An 18665-nucleotide genomic window follows, 5' to 3' on the forward strand; every position below is an offset into this window, starting at 1 on the left:
TCCTTACTCGCCGATCTTGGGCGTGGCGGCAGCCGCGGCGGACGCGGCTGCCTTGCCGCCCAGCTCACGCTCGAGCCAGCCGTCCAGGCGCTTCAGGCGCACGGCATGGATCAGGAAGGCGCAGATCGCGGTGGGAATGCCCCACACGGCAATATGCAGCGGCTCCACGTCGATGTTCGACGACAGCAGGAAGGTGTGCATCAGCGCGATCGCGCCAAAGGCGACGAAGATATCCTCGCCGAAGAACAGGCCCACGTTGTCGGTGGCGGCGCAGAAGGCCAGCACGCGCTGGCGCACCGGTTCAGGCAGGTGGCCGAAGCGGTTCTCGGCCGCGCCCTCGGCCATCGGCGCCAGCAGCGGGCGCACCATCTGCGGATGGCCGCCCAGGCTGGTCAGGCCGACCGCGGCGGTCAGCTCGCGCACACCCAGGTAGACGATCAGCAGCCGGCCGACCGTGGCCGACGCAATGCGCGCGATCCACGCCTGCGCATGCTCGCGCAGCCCGTGCCGCTCCAGCAGGCCGATCACGGTCAGCGGCAGCAGGATGATCAGCGGCAGGTTGCGCGCCTTGACGAAGGCGGTGCCAATTGCAGAGAAGATCTGCATCAGCGGCATCGGCGCGGCCAGCCCCGTGGCCAGCGCGGCGAGCACCACCACCAGCATGGGATTGAAGCGCAGCACGAAGCCGATGATGATGACGCCGACCCCGACAAGGGGCCAGAGATTGACGGCCTGTTCCATGAGAGACACCAAGCGAGTGTGATGGAGGCAACGGACGGCAGCCGTCTTACAGCACGACGGGGCCGGCCGCGGTGAATGCCGGCGACTGAAGCGTGGCGCTCAGTCGCCGGCGCGGATCGCGATGCCCTCTGCCCCCAGCCGTTCCCGGATGCGGCGCGCAAAGGCCAGCGCGTGGGCGCCGTCGCCGTGCAGACACACGGTTTCGGCCTGAATCGGTACCCAGCTGCCGTCGATGGCGCGCACGCGTTTCTCGCGCACCATGGTCAGGGTCTGGTTCAGCGCGACTTCCTCGTCCTCGTGCAGCGCGCCCGGCGTGCCGCGCTTGACCAGCGTGCCGTCGGGGTTGTAGCCGCGGTCGGCAAAGACCTCCTGCCTGACGCGCAGGCCGGCCTCTTTTGCCACGCTGATCATGTGGCTGCCGGCCAGGCCGAAGAAGACCAGGTCGGAATCGAAGTCGCGCACCGCCCGCACGATGGCGCGGGCCAGTGCCGGATCGCGCGCGGCCTGGTTGTACAGCGCGCCATGCGGCTTGACGTGGTGCAGCTCGCCGCCCTGCGCGCGCACAATCGCGTCGAGCGCACCGATCTGGTACAGCACGTCGGCATAAACGTGTTCCGGGTCGCGCTGCATCTCGGTGCGGCCGAAGTTCTCGCGGTCGGGGTAGCTCGGGTGCGCCCCGATCGCCACGCCGTGCTCCAGCGCCCACTTCACGGTCTGCACCATGGTGGCCGCGTCGCCCGCGTGCCAGCCGCATGCGATATTGGCCGAACTGATCAGCGCCAGCAGCGCCTCGTCGTTGTCACAGCCTTCGCCAAGGTCAGCGTTCAAATCGATCTGCATTGCCTTTCTCCTGTGCGGCGCATTGCGTCGCCCGATTGCTGTTGTGCGTGCGCGCTTATGCCGCGACGCGGGTATGTGCGCGCCGCCGCGCGGCGATGGGCATGCCATCGCCCTGCCACTGCAGCGCCTGGTCGATCTGGCGCAGGTAGCGCGCCAGTTCGGCCTGCGCCGCCCCTGCCTGCGCCAACGTCACCTGCACAAAACGCACCGGCGCCCCCAGCGGCACCTGCGCCAGCCGCCACAGGTCCGCGCCGATCACCACGCCGATCTTGGGATAGCCGCCGGTGGTCTGCGCGTCGGCCATCAGCGCGATCGGCTGGCCGCCCGGCGGCACCTGCATCACGCCCGGCACCACGCCATGCGACAGCAGGTCGGCACTGTGCCCTGCGCGCCGCGCCAGCGCGGGCCCGCTCAGGCGCAGCCCCATGCGGTTGCTGTTGGGCGTGACGGTCCAGTCCGCCTGCCACAGCGCAGCCTGCGATGGCGCGTCAAAGTCCTCGTATTCCGGGCCGGGCAGCATGCGGATCGCCGTGGCCTTGCCCTCGACGGCAGCGGGCAGCGCCCATGCCGGCGCCTGCACGCCGATCCAGTCGGTCTCGGCCGCCAGCCCCGGGCGCCCCGCGGGCAACCGGTCGCCCTCCTGCAGCGCGCGTCCGCCCAGTCCGCCGAAGCCGGACTTCAGGTCGGTGCTGCGCGATCCCATCACCGGGTCGACTGCAATGCCACCCGCCACGCACAGGTACACGCGCGTGCCGCCACGCGTCGACGGCAGCGTCAGCGTCTCGCCCTTGTGCACATCGAAGGCATGCCACGACCACACCGGCACGCCGTCCAGGCTGGCGCCGCATTCGGCACCGGCCAGCGCCACGCGCAGATCGGCATGAAAGCGCAGCGCGGCGCGGCCCAGCGTGAATTCAATCGCGGCGCAGCCCGGCGCATTGCCGAGCAGGCGGTTGCCCACCTCCACCGCGAGCGCGTCCATTGCCCCGCAGCGGCCGACCCCAAACCGGCGAAAGCCGGTACGGCCCAGGTCCTGCACCGAGGCGAGCGCGCCGGGGCGAATGATCTCAATCACGCGATGATGTCCTCGGCGACAAAGCGCACGGTGTCGCCGGGCGCGAACAGGGACGGCGGATCGCGGTCGGCCACGAAGAGTTCGGCTTCGGTGCGCCCGATCAGTTGCCAGCCGCCCGGCAGCACCGCCGGATACACGCCGGTCTGCTCGCCGCCAATGCCGACCGACCCGGCCGGCACGGCCACCCGGGGCTCACGCCGGCGCGGCGTGGCCAGTTCCGGTGCCAGCCCGCCCATATAGGCAAAGCCGGGCTGGAAGCCCAGGAAGTAGACGACGTACTCGCCCGCCACGTGGCGGCGCACCACTTCCTGCGGCGTGAGGCCAGTATGGGCCGCCACGTCGCCCAGGTCCGGGCCATGTTCGCCGCCGTAGCGCACCGGGATCTCCACCAGCCTGCCGGTGGCATTGCGCGTCTCGCCCGAGGCCCACGCGAGCTTCAGGTTGCGCTCCAGCGCATCCACATCGGCGCTGCCGTCGAAGATCACCGTCAGGTTGTTCATGCCTGGCACCACATCCACCACACCACGCCAGTCCGCGGCCCGGGCCGCCATCGCCCAGATCCGGCGCTGGACTTCCAGCGAGGCGGGAGGAGCCACGCTGTACAGCAGCGCCTGCTCGGCGAGTCGGTGGATGGTGCAGTTCATGGGAGTCCCGGTAGTGCACTTGCTACCAGTTTAGGCAGGCGAGGCGAAAATGTGACGTGTTTGTATTTCATCGATAATTTATCGATGAATTCATCATATCGAAAGGTTGAGTGGGGAAATAGTCAGGGATGACCCTTAGGGCTTGGGCTGTTTTGCTGGGGTGGCCGGCTGGTCTGCAGCTGGTTGGCTTGGTTTTGTAGGTCGGGTTTGATGTTGTCGTAGGTTGGACGGCCTGGTTCCGCCCTGCTGGGCGGGTCACTTTTGTCCGAGCGACAAAAGTAACCAAAAACGCGTCGCCTCAGGCGGCTGGCCACCAATTCCACGGTGTTGGTGGTTCGGGCGGCGGTGATTTCCGTTCGATGGGGTAGGTGGTTCAGGCCTGCTACGCTCCCGGGATGTGCCTGCTTCCACGGACTATTGGACGAACCCGACTTTAGGCTGTTGGCAGCCTTCTAACGAGGTTATCGGTAGGACGCCTACGGCTGCGCTGCGCGCACTCAGTATCGTAGGTCGGGGGCTCGGGCACGGAGTGCGTCGCTGCGCTCGCACGGCGTTGTCGCGGATGATGCCGGGCCAACAGCGGCAATCAGGACGTGGCCGCTGGTTCTGCCACGTTAGGACGTGCGCGCAGCGCAGCCGTAGGCGTCCGACCGACGCGGTATTTAGCAGGCTGCCAATAGCCTAAAGTCGGGTTCGTCCAATAGTCCGTGGACGCAAGGCACATCCCAGGAGCGTAGCAGGGTTGAACCACCAACCCCACTGAACGGAAATCACCGCCGCCCGACCCACCAACACCGTGGAATTGGTGGCCAGCCGCCTGAGGCGACGCGTTTTTTGGTTACTTTTTGTCGCTCCGGTGTGTGTCAAGGTAGTTGTCACGTCCGCCGCTATGCTGCTTTACGGTACTCCTTAGGCGCCAGCTCAGCCCGCTCGGGGTTCAGGTAGACCACTGGATCCAGCTTCCAATTCCGGATTCCCCGCGACCAGCGCTGCGGGTGCCGGGCACGGGCTGCCTGATACACCACCACGCGTCGCGCCAGCAAGGGCGGCGCCTCCCCGCGGTGCCGCTGGTTCGGCGTGACGTACTTCAGGCCACTGTGGCGGTGCTCCTCGTTGTACCAGCACACGAACCGATGCACCCAGTCGCGCGCTTGCTTCAGCGTATCGAACGGCCGATCAGGCCACAGCGGGCAGTACTTGGCCGTTCGGAACAACGCTTCGGCGTAGGCGTTGTCGTTGCTCGCGCGTGGGCGGCTGTATGAGGGCTCCACGCCCAGGTACTCCATCGCCGCTCGCATCGTCGCGCCCTTCATGACGCTGCCATTGTCCGAGTGCAGCACCAGCGGTCGGCCAACGGTCTGCTCGCGCAGGCAGCCCAGCGCCAGCAGTTGGCTGGCATGCTCGACCGATTCGCTCTCATGCACCTCGTTGACCACCAGCTTGCGGCTGTAGATGTCCTGCATCATGTACCAATAGAAGAAGCGGCCTTTCACCGTCGTGGGCATCCACGTGATGTCCCAGCACCACACCTGGTTCGGTCCGTCGGCACGGTGCGTGGTCAGCGGGCGCGAGGACTTGGCATTGTGGCTGCGCCCGCGCCGGCGTGCTTGGCCTTCGGCCTTGAGCACCCGGTAAAAGGTCGACTCCGAGGCCAGGTAACGGCCCTCGTCGGCCAGCTTCGGCACGATCTGGTGCGGCGTCAGACTCTCATAGCCGGGCTGGTTGGCCACTGCCAGCACGGCCTGCCGCTCCGCCTCGCTGAGCTTGTTAGCCGGCGCCGGCCGCAGCGCGCCCGGACGGCCATCCTCAGGCGTATGGCGCCAGCGCTGCAAGGTGCGCTCGTTCAGGCCTAGTTCCTCGCAGGCACTGGCTTGGCGCGCACCGCTCTTCACCGCTTCATCGATCAACGCAATGGCATCGCGGCGATCCGAGACGTTGATCAGTCCTCCTCGTCCCTTCCCCAGATCGCCTCGGCTTTTTTTCTCAGCACCAGCAGCGCCGCTGTCTCCGCCAGCGCCGCATTCTTGCGCTTGAGTTCGCGCTCCAGGTCGCGGATCCGCTTCTGGGCAGTCTCTTCCTCGCGGCGCTGCGCCAGGCCGGCCTTGACCGGCGTCTTCGCGTTGGCCTGCTCACAGGCGGCGCGCCACTGCCGGATCTGTTCCGGCTGAATGCCCTTCCTGCGGCAGTATTCGGACAGCTCAGCTTCACTCAGCGGCGCCGTCTCCAGCACCACCCGGAACTTGTCCGCACTGGACCACTTGTCACTCTGTTTGCCGTTGCCAGGCACAACCTTTCCTTGCTCGCGGGCTTCCTCGCGCCAGGTACGCAGGCTCACCGTTGTGACACCCGTTTCCTTGGCCAGCTCCACAACCGATCGATTCAAGGGCGGCATCATCTGCTCAACCACCCACTCCTTGTACTCCGCCGGATAGCGTTTCATTCTCCAACCGCTTCCGCCCTCCATTGTCCTTCATCGAAAGGCGGCGAGGCGACAACTATCCTGACATGGAGGGCTCGGACAAAAAGTGACCCGCCCAGCAGGGCGGAACCAGGCGGCAAAACCTACGACAACATCAAACCCGACCTACAAAACCAAGCCAACCAGCAAAAGCCCCACCCACCCCAACAAAACAGCCACCCCTGCCAAGAGCAACAACCGACCACACGGCAGCAAGCCCAAAAACCAATGAAAAACGGCCGGGAATCCCGGCCGTTTTTCATTCCATCAACAGACAACCCCAAAAATCAAGCAAACCCCGCCTGATGCGCCTGCTGATCCGCATGGTACGAACTCCGCACCATCGCGCCCACGGCAGCGTGGGTGAAGCCCATCTTGTAAGCCTCTTCCTCGAACATCTTGAAGGTGTCGGGATGCACGTAGCGCAGCACCGGCAGGTGGTGGTTCGACGGCGCCAGGTACTGGCCGATGGTCAGCATGTCGATATCGTGGGCCCGCATGTCGCGCATGACCTGGAGGATTTCCTCGTCGGTCTCGCCCAGGCCAACCATCAGGCCCGACTTGGTCGGCACGTTCGGGTTGCGGCGCTTGAATTCCTGCAGCAGCTTGAGCGAGTGCTCGTAGTCAGCGCCCGGGCGCGCCTGCTTGTACAGGCGCGGCACGGTTTCCATATTGTGGTTCATCACGTCCGGCGGGCACGCCTGCAGGATGTCCAGCGCCTTGTCCAGGCGGCCGCGGAAGTCGGGCACCAGCACTTCGATGCGAGTAACGGGCGACAGCTCGCGCGTCTGCGAGATGCAATCGACGTAGTGCTGGGCACCGCCGTCACGCAGGTCGTCGCGGTCGACGCTGGTGATCACCACGTAGTTCAGCTTGAGCTGGGCGATGGTGCGGGCCAGGTTGCCCGGCTCGTTCACGTCCAGCGGATCGGGGCGGCCGTGCCCCACGTCGCAGAACGGGCAGCGGCGGGTGCACTTGTCGCCCATGATCATGAAGGTGGCGGTGCCCTTGCCGAAGCACTCGCCGATATTGGGGCAGCTGGCTTCCTCGCACACCGTCACCAGGTTGTTGGCGCGCAGGATGTCCTTGATCTCATAGAAACGCGAATTGCCGGTGGCGGCCTTCACGCGGATCCAGTCCGGCTTCTTGAGCTTTTCGGCCGGCACGATCTTGATGGGGATGCGTGCGGTCTTGTCGGCCGACTTCTGCTTGCGGGTCGGGTCGTACTGCTCCGCGGGGGACTGCGGGGCTTCGCTGGAAGTGGCGATCAGGGCGTCGCTCATACATTTCTCCGCACGCGCTCGGCGTGCATTTCGCTTTTGACTAGGAGGCCAGGGCCGGGGCGGCAGCTTCTTCAGCCGCTAGCACGCGAGCTTCGTGCGCTGCCAGCACCTCGCACAATGCAGCCGCCAGGCGCTGTGCGATCTCGGGTTGTTTTTCCGCGGTCACGGGCAATGGGGCGCCATCGGCATCCGCCACCGGGCAGGTGGCCCCCGCGGTGGCCATGTCGACTGTTTCCAGCCCGGCATAGCCGCAGGGATTGATGCGCAGGAACGGCGACAGGTCCATCTGCACGTTGAGGCTGACGCCGTGGTAGCTGCAGCCGTTGCGAATCTTGAGGCCGAGCGCGGCAATCTTGGCGCCCTGGTGCGGCCCGTCGGACAGGTAGATGCCGGGGGCGCCGGGCTTGCGTTCGGCTGCGAGATTATACGCCGCGAGCGTGTCCAGCACCGCCTGCTCGATGCCGTGCACCAGCTCGCGCACCATCAGGCGGCGGCGGCGCAGATCCAGCAGCAGGTAGGCCACCACCTGGCCGGGACCGTGATAAGTGATCTGGCCACCACGATCGATCTGCACCACCGGAATCTGTTCGTCCGGGGCCAGCAGATGTGCGGGGTCGCCCGCCTGGCCCAGGGTGTAGACCGGCGGATGCTCGACCAGCCAGATCTGATCAGGCGTCTCGGGCGTGCGTGCGGCGGTGAAGGCGCGCATCGCGTCGAAACACGGCTGATAGTCCTCGCGGCCGCGTTCGATGACTTGAATCGGATGCATGGCGAGAGTGTAACGAAAAGGGCCGGCTTGCGCCGGCCCTGCCTTGGTCACTTCTGTTGCCCGCTCAGGGCACTGGCCGGCGGGAATCGTCCGATGCGTCACGCGACCAGACCAGGCGCAGATGCCCCCGGTCGCGGTGTGATGCGGACGCTGCCCCGCCGGGCTTTGCCTCAGGATGCGGTGACCTGGTCCTGGTTAGGCGTCCAGTCCGTGCCTCGAACTAGGCGGCGCAGGCTGCGGTACACCAGGTGCGGCACGTCGGCCAACGCCAGCGCCGGGCGGCGTGCTTCGGCGATCAGGGCCAGGCGCACCGGGTGCTCCGCACGCGGGTCTACACTCAGCACCACCTCGTCACCCGTGCGCAGCAGCAGGCTGCCGCCACAACGCAGCCAGTAGTCCTCCGAATCGTTCTCGCGGGTCAGCCATACGTCGGTGCCGCGGGCCTCTTCGACATGCAGGCGCTGGGCAGCATGCACCGACAGCGTGGTGACTTCGCCGGGATTCAGGGTGAACACAGTCGTTGTGAGCACGGTTTTCATGGTGGTTCTCCGTTCAGCCGGCCTCGGCGAGGATGCGCCAGGCGCAGTACGAATTTGCGGCGGAACACCGGAACTGGCCCGGCAAGGGGACCAGGCCAGTCAAATCCTATGAATATCGCCGTGAAGTAAATAACTACTGCGGAGGCCGGTGATGGAATATTAGTGATTGTCCAACCACTATCAAAACGATATATTTTCTTTGTTCTTGTTAGACAAATTCACATACACACGACCGCCTGGAGACCACCATGGCCTGGAAGAGCGCCTGGGAAAAGGACCTGCCGCGCGGCTGGCACCGCGAGTTGCCGCGCCTGCCGGCGCTGACCGCGCTGCGCGCGTTCGAGGCCGCGGCGCGGCATGAGAGTTTTTCGCGCGCGGCCACGGAGCTGTTCGTCACGCACGGCGCGGTCAGCCACCAGATCCGCGCGCTGGAAGAAGAGCTGGGCATGCCGCTGTTCGAACGCCACGGCAAGCGCGTGGCACTGACGCCGGCCGGGCGCCTCTATGCCGAGCGCGTGCGCGACGCCCTGCTGCAGATTGCCGATGCCACGCGCGCGCTCCAGGCCGGCAACCGCGACAAGCGCCTGACCATCAGCACCATGCCGTCGTTTGCCGCGCGCTGGCTGACGCCGCGCATCGGCAGCTTTATCGAGCGCCACCCGGAACTGGATGTGGAGTTGCTGTCGTCGAACACCCTGGTCAACTTTGCCCACGAGGAGATCGATCTCGCACTGCGCATGGGCAGCGGCGACTATCCCGGCCTGTATGTGGAACGGCTGCTGGACGACGTCTTCTTCCCGGTCTGCAGCCCCGCCTTCAATGGCGGGCGCCTGCCCGAACAGCCGCAGGACATGGCCGGGCTGCCGCTGCTGCGCGGCGAGGGCGATCCGTGGAAGCCGTGGTTCGAGGCCGCCGGGCTGGACTGGCCCGAGCCGCGCAAGGGGCTGCTGCTGGAAGATTCCTCGCTGCTGCTGCAGGCTGCGTCCGAAGGACAGGGCATTGCGCTGATCCGCTCCTCGCTGGCTTACAACGACCTGCTGGCCGGGCGCGTGGTGCGGCTGTTCGATGTCAGCATCGCGTGCCCGTGGCTGCTGTATTTCGTGTGCGCGCCGGGCTCGCTGAACCTGCCCAAGGTGCAGGCCTTCCGCGGCTGGCTGCTGCCCGAGATCGAGCGCTTCCGCGAGGTGCTGGCGCAGTGGGCGTGACCTAGGGTCTGTTCACATATGAAACGCACGCGCGCGTTTCATATGTGAACAGACCCTAGTCTTCCGATGCTTCGTCGGGATCCGCCGGATCAGCCGCCGGCCTGGCGCGCGCCCGGCCGGCACGCGGATGGGCCTTGTCGTAGACCTTTGCCAGGTGCTGGAAATCGAGCGCGGTATAGACCTGCGTGGTCGAGATGCTGGCGTGGCCCAGCATTTCCTGCACCGCGCGCAGGTCGCCGGAGGACTGCAGCACGTGGGTGGCAAACGAATGCCGCAGCATATGCGGATGCACATCGGCCGGCACCCCGGCACGCAGCGCCTGCTGCTTGAGCCGCAGCTGCACGGCGCGCATCGACAGGCGCCGCCCGCGCGGGCCGAGGAACAGCGCGCTGGCATCGTCGGGCGCGGCGCCGGGGCGCAGCAGCGTGTCGCGCACCGCCAGCCACGCACGCAGCGCCTCGATGGCCTTGCTGCCGACCGGCACCGAGCGCTGGCGCGAACCCTTGCCGGTCACGGTGACTTCCGCCCCGGCCAGGTCGAGCCAGCCGCTGGAGCGGTAGCCATCGGCATCCGTGTAGCGCAGGTCCAGCTGCACCAGCTCGGACAGCCGCAGCCCGCTTGAATAGAACAGTTCGTAGACCGCATGGTCGCGCAAGGCCTGGGCATCGGTGCCGGCAGGATGCGCCACCAGCGCCACCGCGTGCTCGACCGACAGCGCCTTGGGCAAGGCGTGGCCTGAACGCGGTGCGCGCACGCCGTCGACCGGATTCGCCGTGACGCCATGGCCGTGGCGCGCCGCCCACTGGAAGAAACCGCGCCACGCCGACAAGGTGCGCGCGATGCTGGTGCCGACCAGGCCGGCGCCATGCAGCCGCGCGGCAAAGTTGCGGATATGGTGGGTCTGCAGTGCCAGCAGGGCCACGCCAGGCGCATAGCGCGCCGCATGCCCTTGCAGCACGCGCAAGTCGCGGCTGTAGCTGGTCAGCGTGTGCCCGGCCAGCTTGCGGCTGCCGCGCAGCCAGTCGAGGTAGCGCGTGACCAGCGGATCGGGGGCCGGCGGCGGGTCGTCGCCGGCAGGCGCAAGATCCACCACGGCATGGCGGGGCGGCCGGCGCGTGCTCATGGGCTCAGGCGGAGGCCGTCGCGCCTCAGTCGCGCAGCCGGTGCAGCGCGGCGCCCGCGACTTCACCGATCTGCGACAGGTAGGCGGTGCCCATGCCTTCGTGGAAACGGCGCGGATCGGGCGAGCCCAGCACCAGCAGGCCGAAGGCGGCACCGCGCACGTCGGCACCGGCCTCGGCATCGCCGGCACGCAAGGGCACGCGCAGCGTCACCAGCGCCAGCGAGGTGATGTCGTCGCGCTCCAGCAGCGCCGCGGCCTCGAAGCCGCTGTTGCTGCCGCAGAACGGCGCACGCAGGCCTTCGGCAAAGATGCGCAGGTCTTCGCTGGCGCCCTGCGCCACTTCCATGTGCGCGTACTGTTCGGCGACATCCCACAGCCTGAGCGCCACCGCCGGCACGTCGAACACCTGCTGCAGGCCGTCCTGCACGGCATAGGGCAGCGCATGCGAATCGGCTTCGGCCAGCAGGCGCAGCTGCCAGGCGTGCATGCGCTGCTGGGTGCGGTCGTTGTCATGGCCGTGGCGGACCAGGTCCGCCAGGCGCAGCTCCAGGCCCTTGTTCTTCTCGCGCAGGATTTCCATCTGGCGCTCCTGCAGCGACACGGCACGATGGCTGTGCGGGCTGGTCAGCTGCACCGCGGCCAGCAGTTCGGCCTGCTCTTCGAAGAATTCGGGATGGCTCTGCAGGTAGGCGGCAACGTCTTGGGCGTTCATGGGGCGTGGACCGGTAGAGGTAAAGTGGGTGGCAGTTTAGCAAAGGGGGCCGACGGCACTGCCGTGGCCCCCTTTTTACGCGTGCCGCGCTACGTCTGGATCAGCCGCTTCTGCCGCGAAATGCTCATCAGGATGCCGATGCCGGCACCCAGCGTCACCAGCGCGGTGCCGCCATAGCTCATCAGCGGCAGCGGCACGCCCACCACCGGCAGGATGCCGCTGACCATGCCCATGTTGACGAAGGCATAGGTAAAGAAGATCAGCGTGATCGACCCCGCCAGCAGCCGCGAGAACAGCGTCGGCGCATTGGCCGCGATAAACAGGCCGCGGAAGATCAGCAGCAGGTACAGCACCAGCAGCAAGGCGTTGCCGAACAGGCCGAACTCTTCCGAGTACACGGCGAAGATAAAGTCGGTGTGCTTTTCCGGGATAAACTCCAGGTGCGTCTGCGTGCCCTTGAGCCAGCCCTTGCCCTGCACCCCGCCGGAGCCGATCGCGATGATCGACTGGATCGTGTGGAAGCCCTTGCCCAGCGGATCGGTGGTCGGGTCCAGCAGCGTGCACACGCGGTGCTGCTGGTAATCGTGCAGCACGGGCCAGGTCACGCCCGGCGCGCAGATATCGTTCTGGAACGTGATCAGCAGCGTGACCGCCACCACCAGCAGCCCCAGCAGCGGCAGGATCAGCCTCCACGTCAGGCCCGCGAAGTAGATCACGTAGACCCCCGCGGCCATCACCAGCAGCGCGGTGCCCAGGTCGGGCTGCTTGGCGATCAGGCCGACCGGGAGCAGCAGCAGCAGCAGCGCCACGACAAAGTCGAACCACTTGATCACGCCCTCTCGCTTCTGGAAGTACCAGGCCAGCATCAGCGGCATCGAGATCTTCATGATCTCGGACGGCTGGATCACCATGCCGACATAGAGCCAGCGGCGCGCGCCCTTGCGGATCAGGCCGAACATGGCCACCGCGATCAGCAGCGCCACCCCGACCGTGTACATGGGCACCGCCACCCGCATCAGCGTCTGCGTGGGCAGGTAGGCGATCACCAGCATCACCACGTAGGACAGCAGGATGTTGCGCAGCTGGTCCTCGACCCGGCCCGGCATGTCGATGGCGGCCGAGTACAGCGCCACGATGCCGGTGGCGAACAACAGGAAGACGATCAGCGAGAGTGGCTTGTCAAAACCGCTCAGCGCGGTCTTGATGAATGACAGGACGCGGCGTCGATCCATGCGCGTCTCCTTCAGCGAGTGGCGTCGGCGCCGCTGGCTGCCTTGGCAGCCACGGGCTTGACGCGTGGTTTGGGCGCGGGCGCCTTGGCCGGCGCGACCGGCTTGGCGGGCGAAGACGGCGTCTGCGGCTTGCTGTGGCCCAGCGCCTGCAGCATGCGTTCATCCAGCGTCTGCACGGCCGAGGCCGGCGCGATCGCGGCCGGGTCCAGCGCTGCCGCGATGGCGTCAGACGCCGCGGCATGCGCGCCAGACGCCGCGGCGACTGCGCTGGCGGCAGCACCGCTGGCCGGCGCGCTGCCGCCCGACATCACCGTGGCGCTGGCGATGCTGGCGGTCTGGCCGGTGGTGAACACGCTCGGCGTATCCACCGGTGGCTTGCCCGCCATGCGCTCGGCTTGCGGCGGCGCGATGGCTTCCAGTTCCTCTGGCCATTTGCCGGTCAGGTAGTAATCCATCACCTTGCGCGCGATCGGCGCGGCCACCGCCGCGCCGAAGCCGGCGTTCTCGACGATCAGCGCGATCGCGATCTTTGGGTTGTCCGCGGGCGCGAAGGCCGTGTACAGCGAGTGGTCGCGCTTGCGCTCGTCCAGCGCGTGGTGGTTGTACTTCTCGCCCTTGCCCAGGCTGTAGGTCTGCGCCGTGCCGGTCTTGCCCGCCGATTCATAGGCAGCCCCGGCAAATGCGCGCGCGGCCGTGCCGGAGTGCGTTACCGCCACCATGGCGCGCTTGATCACGTCGATATCGGCCTGCTTGAGCGGGATGCGATAGCTTTCCTTGGGCACCGTCAGCGTGCGCTTGCGCGTGACCGCGTCTTCCACGGCCTTGACCAGGTGGGGCTTCATCACGCTGCCGTTGTTGACGATGACCGAGGTGGCCTGCGCCAGCTGCAGGATGGTGAAGCTGTTGTAGCCCTGGCCGATGCCCAGCGAAATGGTCTCGCCGTCGTACCACTTCTGCTGCTCGGGCTTGCGGTATGCGCGGCGCTTCCATTCGGTGGACGGCAGGATGCCGCGGCTTTCGCCCTCGATGTCGATGCCGGTGATCTGGCCGAAGCCCAGCGGCTTCATGAAGTCATGGATGCCGTTGACGCCCATGTCGCGCGCCAGCGCGTAGTAGTAGGTGTCGCACGACTGCACGATCGAGCTGTGCATGTCGACCCAGCCGTGCCCGCCCGGCTTGTCGTCGCGGAAGGTATGGTTGCCCAGCGTGAAGAAGCCGGGGTCGTGCATGCCCCAGTTGGCGGTGCGCTTGCCGGTGGTCAGCGCCGCCAGCGCCATGAACGGCTTGTAGGTCGAGCCCGGCGGATAGGTGCCCCGCAGGGGCCGGTTCAGCAGCGGCTTGTCGGGCGAGTTGTTGAGCTCGTTCCAGGTATTGGTGTCAATGCCTTCCACGAACAGGTTGGGGTCGTAGGTCGGCTTGGAGACAAAGGCCAGGATGTCGCCGGTGGACGGCTCGATCGCCACCAGCGCGCCGCGGCGGTCGCCGTAGAGCGCCTCGGCCAGCTGCTGCAGGCGGATGTCGAGCGACAGGATCAGGTTGTTGCCGGGCGTGGCGGGCGAGGTGGACAGCGTGCGGATCGGGCGCCCGCCCGCGCTGACTTCCACTTCCTCGAAGCCGGTCAGGCCGTGCAGCTCGCTCTCGTAGCTCTGCTCCAGGCCGATCTTGCCGATGTAGTTGGTGCCCTTGTAGTTGTCGGCATCCTTGCGCGGGTCGTACTTGACGCCCTCGGCGTCGTTGGCCTCGTCCATGGCCTCGATGCGTTCCTGGTCGCGCTGCGAGATGCGGCCCAGGTAGCCGATCACGTGCGAGGCCGACTCGCCCAGCGGGTACTGGCGGAACAGCCGCGCGCGCACGTCCACGCCCGGGAAGCGGAAGCGCTGCGCGGAAAAGCGCGCCACTTCCTCGTCGGTCAGCTGGCTGCGGATCGGCAGGCTTTCAAAGCTGCGCGACTCTTCCATCAGCCGCTTGAAGCGGCGCCGGTCGCGCGGCTGGATGTCGACCAGCCCGGCCAGGCCCTCGATGGTGTTGTCCAGCGTATCGGTCAGCTTGGACGGCGTGACCTCCAGCGTGTACGCCGAATAGTTGCGCGCCAGCACGATCCCGTTGCGGTCCATGATGATGCCGCGGTTGGGCTCGATCGGCGCCACCGAGATGCGGTTGTCCTCGGCCTTGGCCGAGTACTGGTCGTGCTTGTACCACTGCAGCCACAGGAAGCGCGAGAACAGCAGGCCAAAGCAGATCACCGTGAACAAGGCGGCAGCCGCCACGCGGATGCGGAAGCGGCCGATTTCCAGTTCGACGTTGCGGATTTCGGTCATGGTACTGCTTGGGCCCGGAGATTAGCGTTTAGGTGCGGCGTCAGATCGGACGGGTCTCGTCGACATCGTTCGAGCGGCGCTGCGGCGCCAGCAGCAGGCTGGTGGCCAGCGGCCACAAGAGCGCCTCGATCGCAGGCGCCAGCAGCAGCGGCCAGCCCGGCAGCGGCGCGCCCATGGCCAGCCGGATCAGCACCGGCACCGCGTGCGCAATGAACAGCAGCGGCAGCACGTGCAGCGCCTGGGTGTAGACGGTGAACCACAGCACGCGGCGGTGGATGGTGATGGCAAAGTAGGCCAGCAGCGTGTAGGCCAACGCGTGCTCGCCCAGCAGCCGGGCATCGTGCACGTCCATCAGCAGGCCCAGCAGGAACGCCACGCCCATGCCCACCTTGCGCGGCTGGTGGATGTTCCAGAACACCAGCACCAGCGCCACCATGTCGGGAATCCACAGCGTGGTGCCCCAGGGCATCAGGTTGAACAGGAACGCCAGCACGAAGCTGAAGGCGATAAAGGCGGGATTGACCGGCCGCAGCAGGTATTGGGGATTGGTCACGGTTCCTCCTTGGCGGGCGCGGCCTTGGCTGCCGCCGCGCTGTCGGCGGCAGCGCGCGCCGCGGCGGACCTGGCGCCCCTGGCCGGCGCTTCCGGCTTGGCCTCGACCGTTTCGCGCGCGGGGATGGCCGCGTCGTAGCGCACCACCAGCAACTGGCGGTGCGAGCGCACGCCGGCCACCGGCTCGCAATAGACGCGCGAGAACGCGGTATCGGCCTTGCGCTCGATCTGGACGATCTTCGCCACCGGCAGGCCCGGCGGGTAGGTGCCGTCCAGGCCCGAGGTCACCAGCAGGTCGCCCTGCTGCAGGTCGGCGGCGGCGGCCATGAAGCGCAGGTCCAGCTGGCCCGCGCGCGCGCCGCCGAAGGCCACGCTGCGCAGGCCGTTGCGCACCACCTGCACCGGAATCGCCTGGTCCTTGTCGGTCAGGAGCGTCACCTCGGACTGGAACGGCGACACGCGCGTGACCTGCCCCACCACACCGCGCTCGTCGATCACCGGGTAGCCGGCGCGCAGGCCGTGCTGGCTGCCCTTGTCGATCACGATGCGCTGGCTGTAGGGATCGCGCGCGTCATAGAGGATCTCGGCGGCCGTGACCGGCGTGGCCGACTGCTGCGCCAGCCCGAGCAGCTTGCGCAGCTGGTTGTTCTCGGACTCGAGCTGCGCCTGGCGCACCGAGGCCTGGGCCTGCTGCACGGCGTTCTGGCGCAGTTCGCGGTTTTCGGTGGCGAGCGTCGCCGACGACTGCGCATAGTCGAACATGGTGCGCATCGCGTCGCGCGGCGTCAGCACCAGGCGCTCGACCGGCATCAGCACGGTGGCGGCAACCTGCCGGCCCACGCTGAGCGCGTTGAAGCGGGCGTCGACCACCAGCAGCGCCAGCGCGATACCCACGTACAGGACCAGCCTGGCGACAGCCGAGGTGCCTTGCTTGAAGAGCGGCGGAGGGGAGTAATCCATTTACCCGAACAAAAGCCGGAGCCCACGCGGAAACGGCCCGCCGCCCGCCGTGCCGCGCCCACATCCTGTGCAGGGATGGGCGCGGCACGGCCGGGCGGCGGGGGCTGCCGGGGCCTGGCCCCGGCGGATGAGGCGCCGCGACGCCGCCCTGATCGATCGATCCGGCAGGCCGCGCATCGCCACGTGAGCGTCCTTCTTACTCGTAGGAGAAGATGCTGCCGAGCTTGTCCATGCGTTCCAGCGCCATGCCGGAGCCGCGCACCACGCAGGTCAGCGGGTCTTCGGCCACCAGCACCGGCAGGCCGGTTTCCTCGGCCAGCAGGCGGTCCAGGTCGCGCAGCAGCGCGCCGCCGCCGGTCAGCATCATGCCGCGCTCGGCGATGTCCGCGCCCAGTTCGGGCGGGGTCTGTTCCAGCGCGATCTTCACCGCCGACACGATCTGGTTCAGCGGATCGGTCAGGGCTTCCAGGATTTCATTGGACGACACCGTGAAGGCGCGCGGGATGCCTTCGGACAGGTTGCGGCCCTTGACTTCCATCTCGCGGACTTCGGAGCCCGGGAAGGCCGAGCCGATTTCCTTCTTGATGGCTTCGGCGGTCTGTTCGCCGATCAGCATGCCGTAGTTGCGGCGGATGTAGTTGACGATGGCCTCATCGAACTTGTCGCCGCCCACGCGCACCGAACCCTTGTAGACCATGCCGCCCAGCGAAATGATGCCCACCTCGGTGGTGCCGCCGCCGATATCCACCACCATCGAGCCCGACGGCTCCGACACCGGCAGGCCGGCGCCGATCGCGGCCGACATCGGCTCCTCGATCAGGTACACCTGGCTGGCGCCGGCGCCCAGCGCCGATTCACGGATGGCGCGGCGCTCGACCTGGGTCGAGCCGCACGGCACGCAGATGATGATGCGCGGGCTCGGGCGCAGCAGCTTGCTGTCGTGCACCATCTTGATGAACTGCTTGAGCATCTGCTCAGTCACGGTGAAGTCGGCGATCACGCCGTCCTTCATCGGGCGGATCGCCTCGATATTGCCCGGCACCTTGCCCAGCATCTGCTTGGCTTCCTTGCCCACCGCCGTGATGGTCTTCTTGGCATTGGGGCCGCCTTCCTGGCGGATCGCAACCACCGAGGGCTCGTCCAGCACGATGCCCTTGTCGCGCATGTAGATCAGGGTGTTGGCGGTGCCGAGGTCGATCGCCAGGTCGTTGGAGAAATAGCTGCGGAGAAATCCGAACATCAGGAATCCTGTCTGTGATGGTGTTCGCGGGTAGGCGAAGCGACCGGCACCGCGGGCGGTCCGGCCACGAAATACGTTGTGTTGAATACGGAATGGTTCTCGGCATCCCGGTCCGCCCGCCATCCGGCACGGGGGCTGCCCGGGCCGGGGATGGAGTGGGAACGGCACCGCCGGCGCACCGTGCGCGCCGGCCCTACGGGAACCTTTGATTAGACCCCGCGAAAAAGTTCGCGGAAATGTGCAGGCACCGGCGCCTCATGTCGAATGTGATCCAACATGTGCTGGCCGGCGGCAAGGCCTAATCAGAGGACCCAGGTTTGCCCTTCGGGCGCCTTCGGATGCCTGGCGCGGATGCGCCGGCCAGGGACCACGTTGCGGCCCGGCGCGGGAGCCGTTCCGCGGCCATGTGGCGTAGGCGTTGCCAAAGGTCGGTAACACGCAATGATACCTTATAATTCCTGCTGCTTCGGGCGTTTACGGCCTGAAAATACCTGTAATTCCGACGACTCCGGGGCGCCACTCCGGCGCCCCCGGTCAGGCCACGGGCAGTGCGACGCAGCCGCCCCATGAGCCAGCCGCCGGCGCAGCCCGCGCCCTCCGCATCCGAGCATCGAACCACCACGCCATGGCCCTCGACCTATCCGACGTCAAGCGCATCGCCCACCTGGCCCGCATCGAAACCAGCGATGACGAGGCCGCCCAGACGCTTGCGCAGCTGAACAACTTTTTCTCGCTGGTCGAGCAGATGCAGGCGGTCGACACCACCGGCATCGAGCCGCTGGCCCACCCGCTGTCGGCCGTGCGCGACATGATCCAGCGCCTGCGCGAGGACGTGGTCACCGAAACCGACCGCCGCGCCGACTACCAGCGCCCCGCGCCGGCCACCGAAGACGGCCTGTACCTGGTGCCCAAGGTCATCGAATGACCATCGCCCGGCACGGACGCCACGCACCCGACACCCGCACTGCCGTCCG

The 18665-nt window shown here is 67.3% G+C and carries 17 protein-coding genes; 2 read left to right on the forward strand and 15 right to left on the reverse strand.

Going from position 1 to position 18665, the window contains the following annotated elements; translation table 11 throughout:
- Positions 1-3: 3 nt before the first annotated feature.
- The 8 genes from ACZ5MJ_RS17480 to ACZ5MJ_RS17515 form a co-directional block, all read right to left on the reverse strand.
- Positions 4-741, reverse strand: coding sequence for a DUF969 domain-containing protein (locus ACZ5MJ_RS17480; protein ID WP_464221048.1), 738 nt, complete (start codon positions 739-741; stop codon positions 4-6).
- Positions 742-840: 99 nt separating this feature from the next.
- On the reverse strand, positions 841-1581 hold the full coding sequence (gene pxpA / locus ACZ5MJ_RS17485) for a 5-oxoprolinase subunit PxpA (protein ID WP_464221049.1): 741 nt from the start codon (positions 1579-1581) through the stop codon (positions 841-843).
- A 55-nt stretch (positions 1582-1636) separates the two neighbouring features.
- Positions 1637-2656, reverse strand: a complete 1020-nt coding sequence (locus ACZ5MJ_RS17490; RefSeq protein ID WP_464221050.1) for a 5-oxoprolinase subunit C family protein — start codon at positions 2654-2656, stop codon at positions 1637-1639.
- Complete coding sequence (gene pxpB, locus ACZ5MJ_RS17495; protein WP_464221051.1) at positions 2653-3300, reverse strand: 5-oxoprolinase subunit PxpB; 648 nt, start codon at positions 3298-3300, stop codon at positions 2653-2655. Before pxpB ends, ACZ5MJ_RS17490 begins: the two co-directional genes overlap by 4 nt.
- Positions 3301-4187: 887 nt before the next feature.
- Positions 4188-5740, reverse strand: a protein-coding gene (locus ACZ5MJ_RS17500; protein WP_464221052.1) for an IS3 family transposase whose coding sequence is annotated in 2 segments (ribosomal slippage) — positions 4188-5254 and positions 5254-5740 — 1554 coding nt in all. Because the reading frame shifts where the segments join, the coding sequence is not laid out codon by codon here.
- A gap of 305 nt (positions 5741-6045) precedes the next feature.
- The gene (gene lipA / locus ACZ5MJ_RS17505) at positions 6046-7041 is read right to left on the reverse strand and encodes a lipoyl synthase (protein ID WP_464221053.1); all 996 of its coding nucleotides are present in this window, start codon (positions 7039-7041) and stop codon (positions 6046-6048) included.
- 40 nt (positions 7042-7081) lie between these two features.
- A complete protein-coding gene (gene lipB, locus ACZ5MJ_RS17510; RefSeq protein WP_464221055.1) occupies positions 7082-7810 on the reverse strand; it encodes a lipoyl(octanoyl) transferase LipB in 729 nt (242 codons plus the stop codon).
- 170 nt (positions 7811-7980) lie between these two features.
- Complete coding sequence (locus tag ACZ5MJ_RS17515; protein ID WP_464221056.1) at positions 7981-8349, reverse strand: DUF2917 domain-containing protein; 369 nt, start codon at positions 8347-8349, stop codon at positions 7981-7983.
- A gap of 248 nt (positions 8350-8597) precedes the next feature.
- Here ACZ5MJ_RS17515 and ACZ5MJ_RS17520 point away from each other — a divergent pair, with 248 nt between their 5' ends.
- On the forward strand, positions 8598-9554 hold the full coding sequence (locus ACZ5MJ_RS17520; protein ID WP_464221057.1) for a transcriptional regulator GcvA: 957 nt from the start codon (positions 8598-8600) through the stop codon (positions 9552-9554).
- Between the two features lie 55 nt (positions 9555-9609).
- On the opposite strand, the gene ACZ5MJ_RS17525 is transcribed toward ACZ5MJ_RS17520, so the two are convergent.
- The 7 genes from ACZ5MJ_RS17525 to ACZ5MJ_RS17555 form a co-directional block, all read right to left on the reverse strand.
- Complete coding sequence (locus ACZ5MJ_RS17525) at positions 9610-10677, reverse strand: tyrosine recombinase XerC (RefSeq protein ID WP_464221059.1); 1068 nt, start codon at positions 10675-10677, stop codon at positions 9610-9612.
- A 25-nt stretch (positions 10678-10702) separates the two neighbouring features.
- Entirely contained in the window at positions 10703-11389 is a 687-nt protein-coding gene (locus ACZ5MJ_RS17530; protein ID WP_464221061.1) for a DUF484 family protein, read from the reverse strand.
- 89 nt (positions 11390-11478) lie between these two features.
- Positions 11479-12621 carry a rod shape-determining protein RodA gene (gene rodA, locus ACZ5MJ_RS17535; RefSeq protein ID WP_464221063.1) on the reverse strand — a complete coding sequence of 381 codons (1143 nt, stop codon included), beginning with the start codon at positions 12619-12621 and terminating at the stop codon, positions 11479-11481.
- A gap of 11 nt (positions 12622-12632) precedes the next feature.
- Positions 12633-14939, reverse strand: coding sequence for a penicillin-binding protein 2 (mrdA, locus tag ACZ5MJ_RS17540; protein WP_464221065.1), 2307 nt, complete (start codon positions 14937-14939; stop codon positions 12633-12635).
- 40 nt (positions 14940-14979) lie between these two features.
- Positions 14980-15492 carry a rod shape-determining protein MreD gene (gene mreD / locus ACZ5MJ_RS17545; protein WP_115212027.1) on the reverse strand — a complete coding sequence of 171 codons (513 nt, stop codon included), beginning with the start codon at positions 15490-15492 and terminating at the stop codon, positions 14980-14982.
- Complete coding sequence (mreC, locus tag ACZ5MJ_RS17550) at positions 15489-16451, reverse strand: rod shape-determining protein MreC (protein WP_464221067.1); 963 nt, start codon at positions 16449-16451, stop codon at positions 15489-15491. The genes mreD and mreC overlap by 4 nt, the downstream gene beginning before the upstream one ends.
- Positions 16452-16647: 196 nt before the next feature.
- Positions 16648-17691 carry a rod shape-determining protein gene (locus tag ACZ5MJ_RS17555; protein WP_008648066.1) on the reverse strand — a complete coding sequence of 348 codons (1044 nt, stop codon included), beginning with the start codon at positions 17689-17691 and terminating at the stop codon, positions 16648-16650.
- Between the two features lie 625 nt (positions 17692-18316).
- Between ACZ5MJ_RS17555 and gatC the strand changes: the two genes are divergently transcribed.
- Positions 18317-18616, forward strand: a complete 300-nt coding sequence (gene gatC, locus ACZ5MJ_RS17560) for an Asp-tRNA(Asn)/Glu-tRNA(Gln) amidotransferase subunit GatC (RefSeq protein ID WP_464221072.1) — start codon at positions 18317-18319, stop codon at positions 18614-18616.
- Positions 18617-18665 lie beyond the last annotated feature (49 nt).

The sequence above is a fragment of the Cupriavidus sp. LA-1 genome (assembly GCF_055385985.1).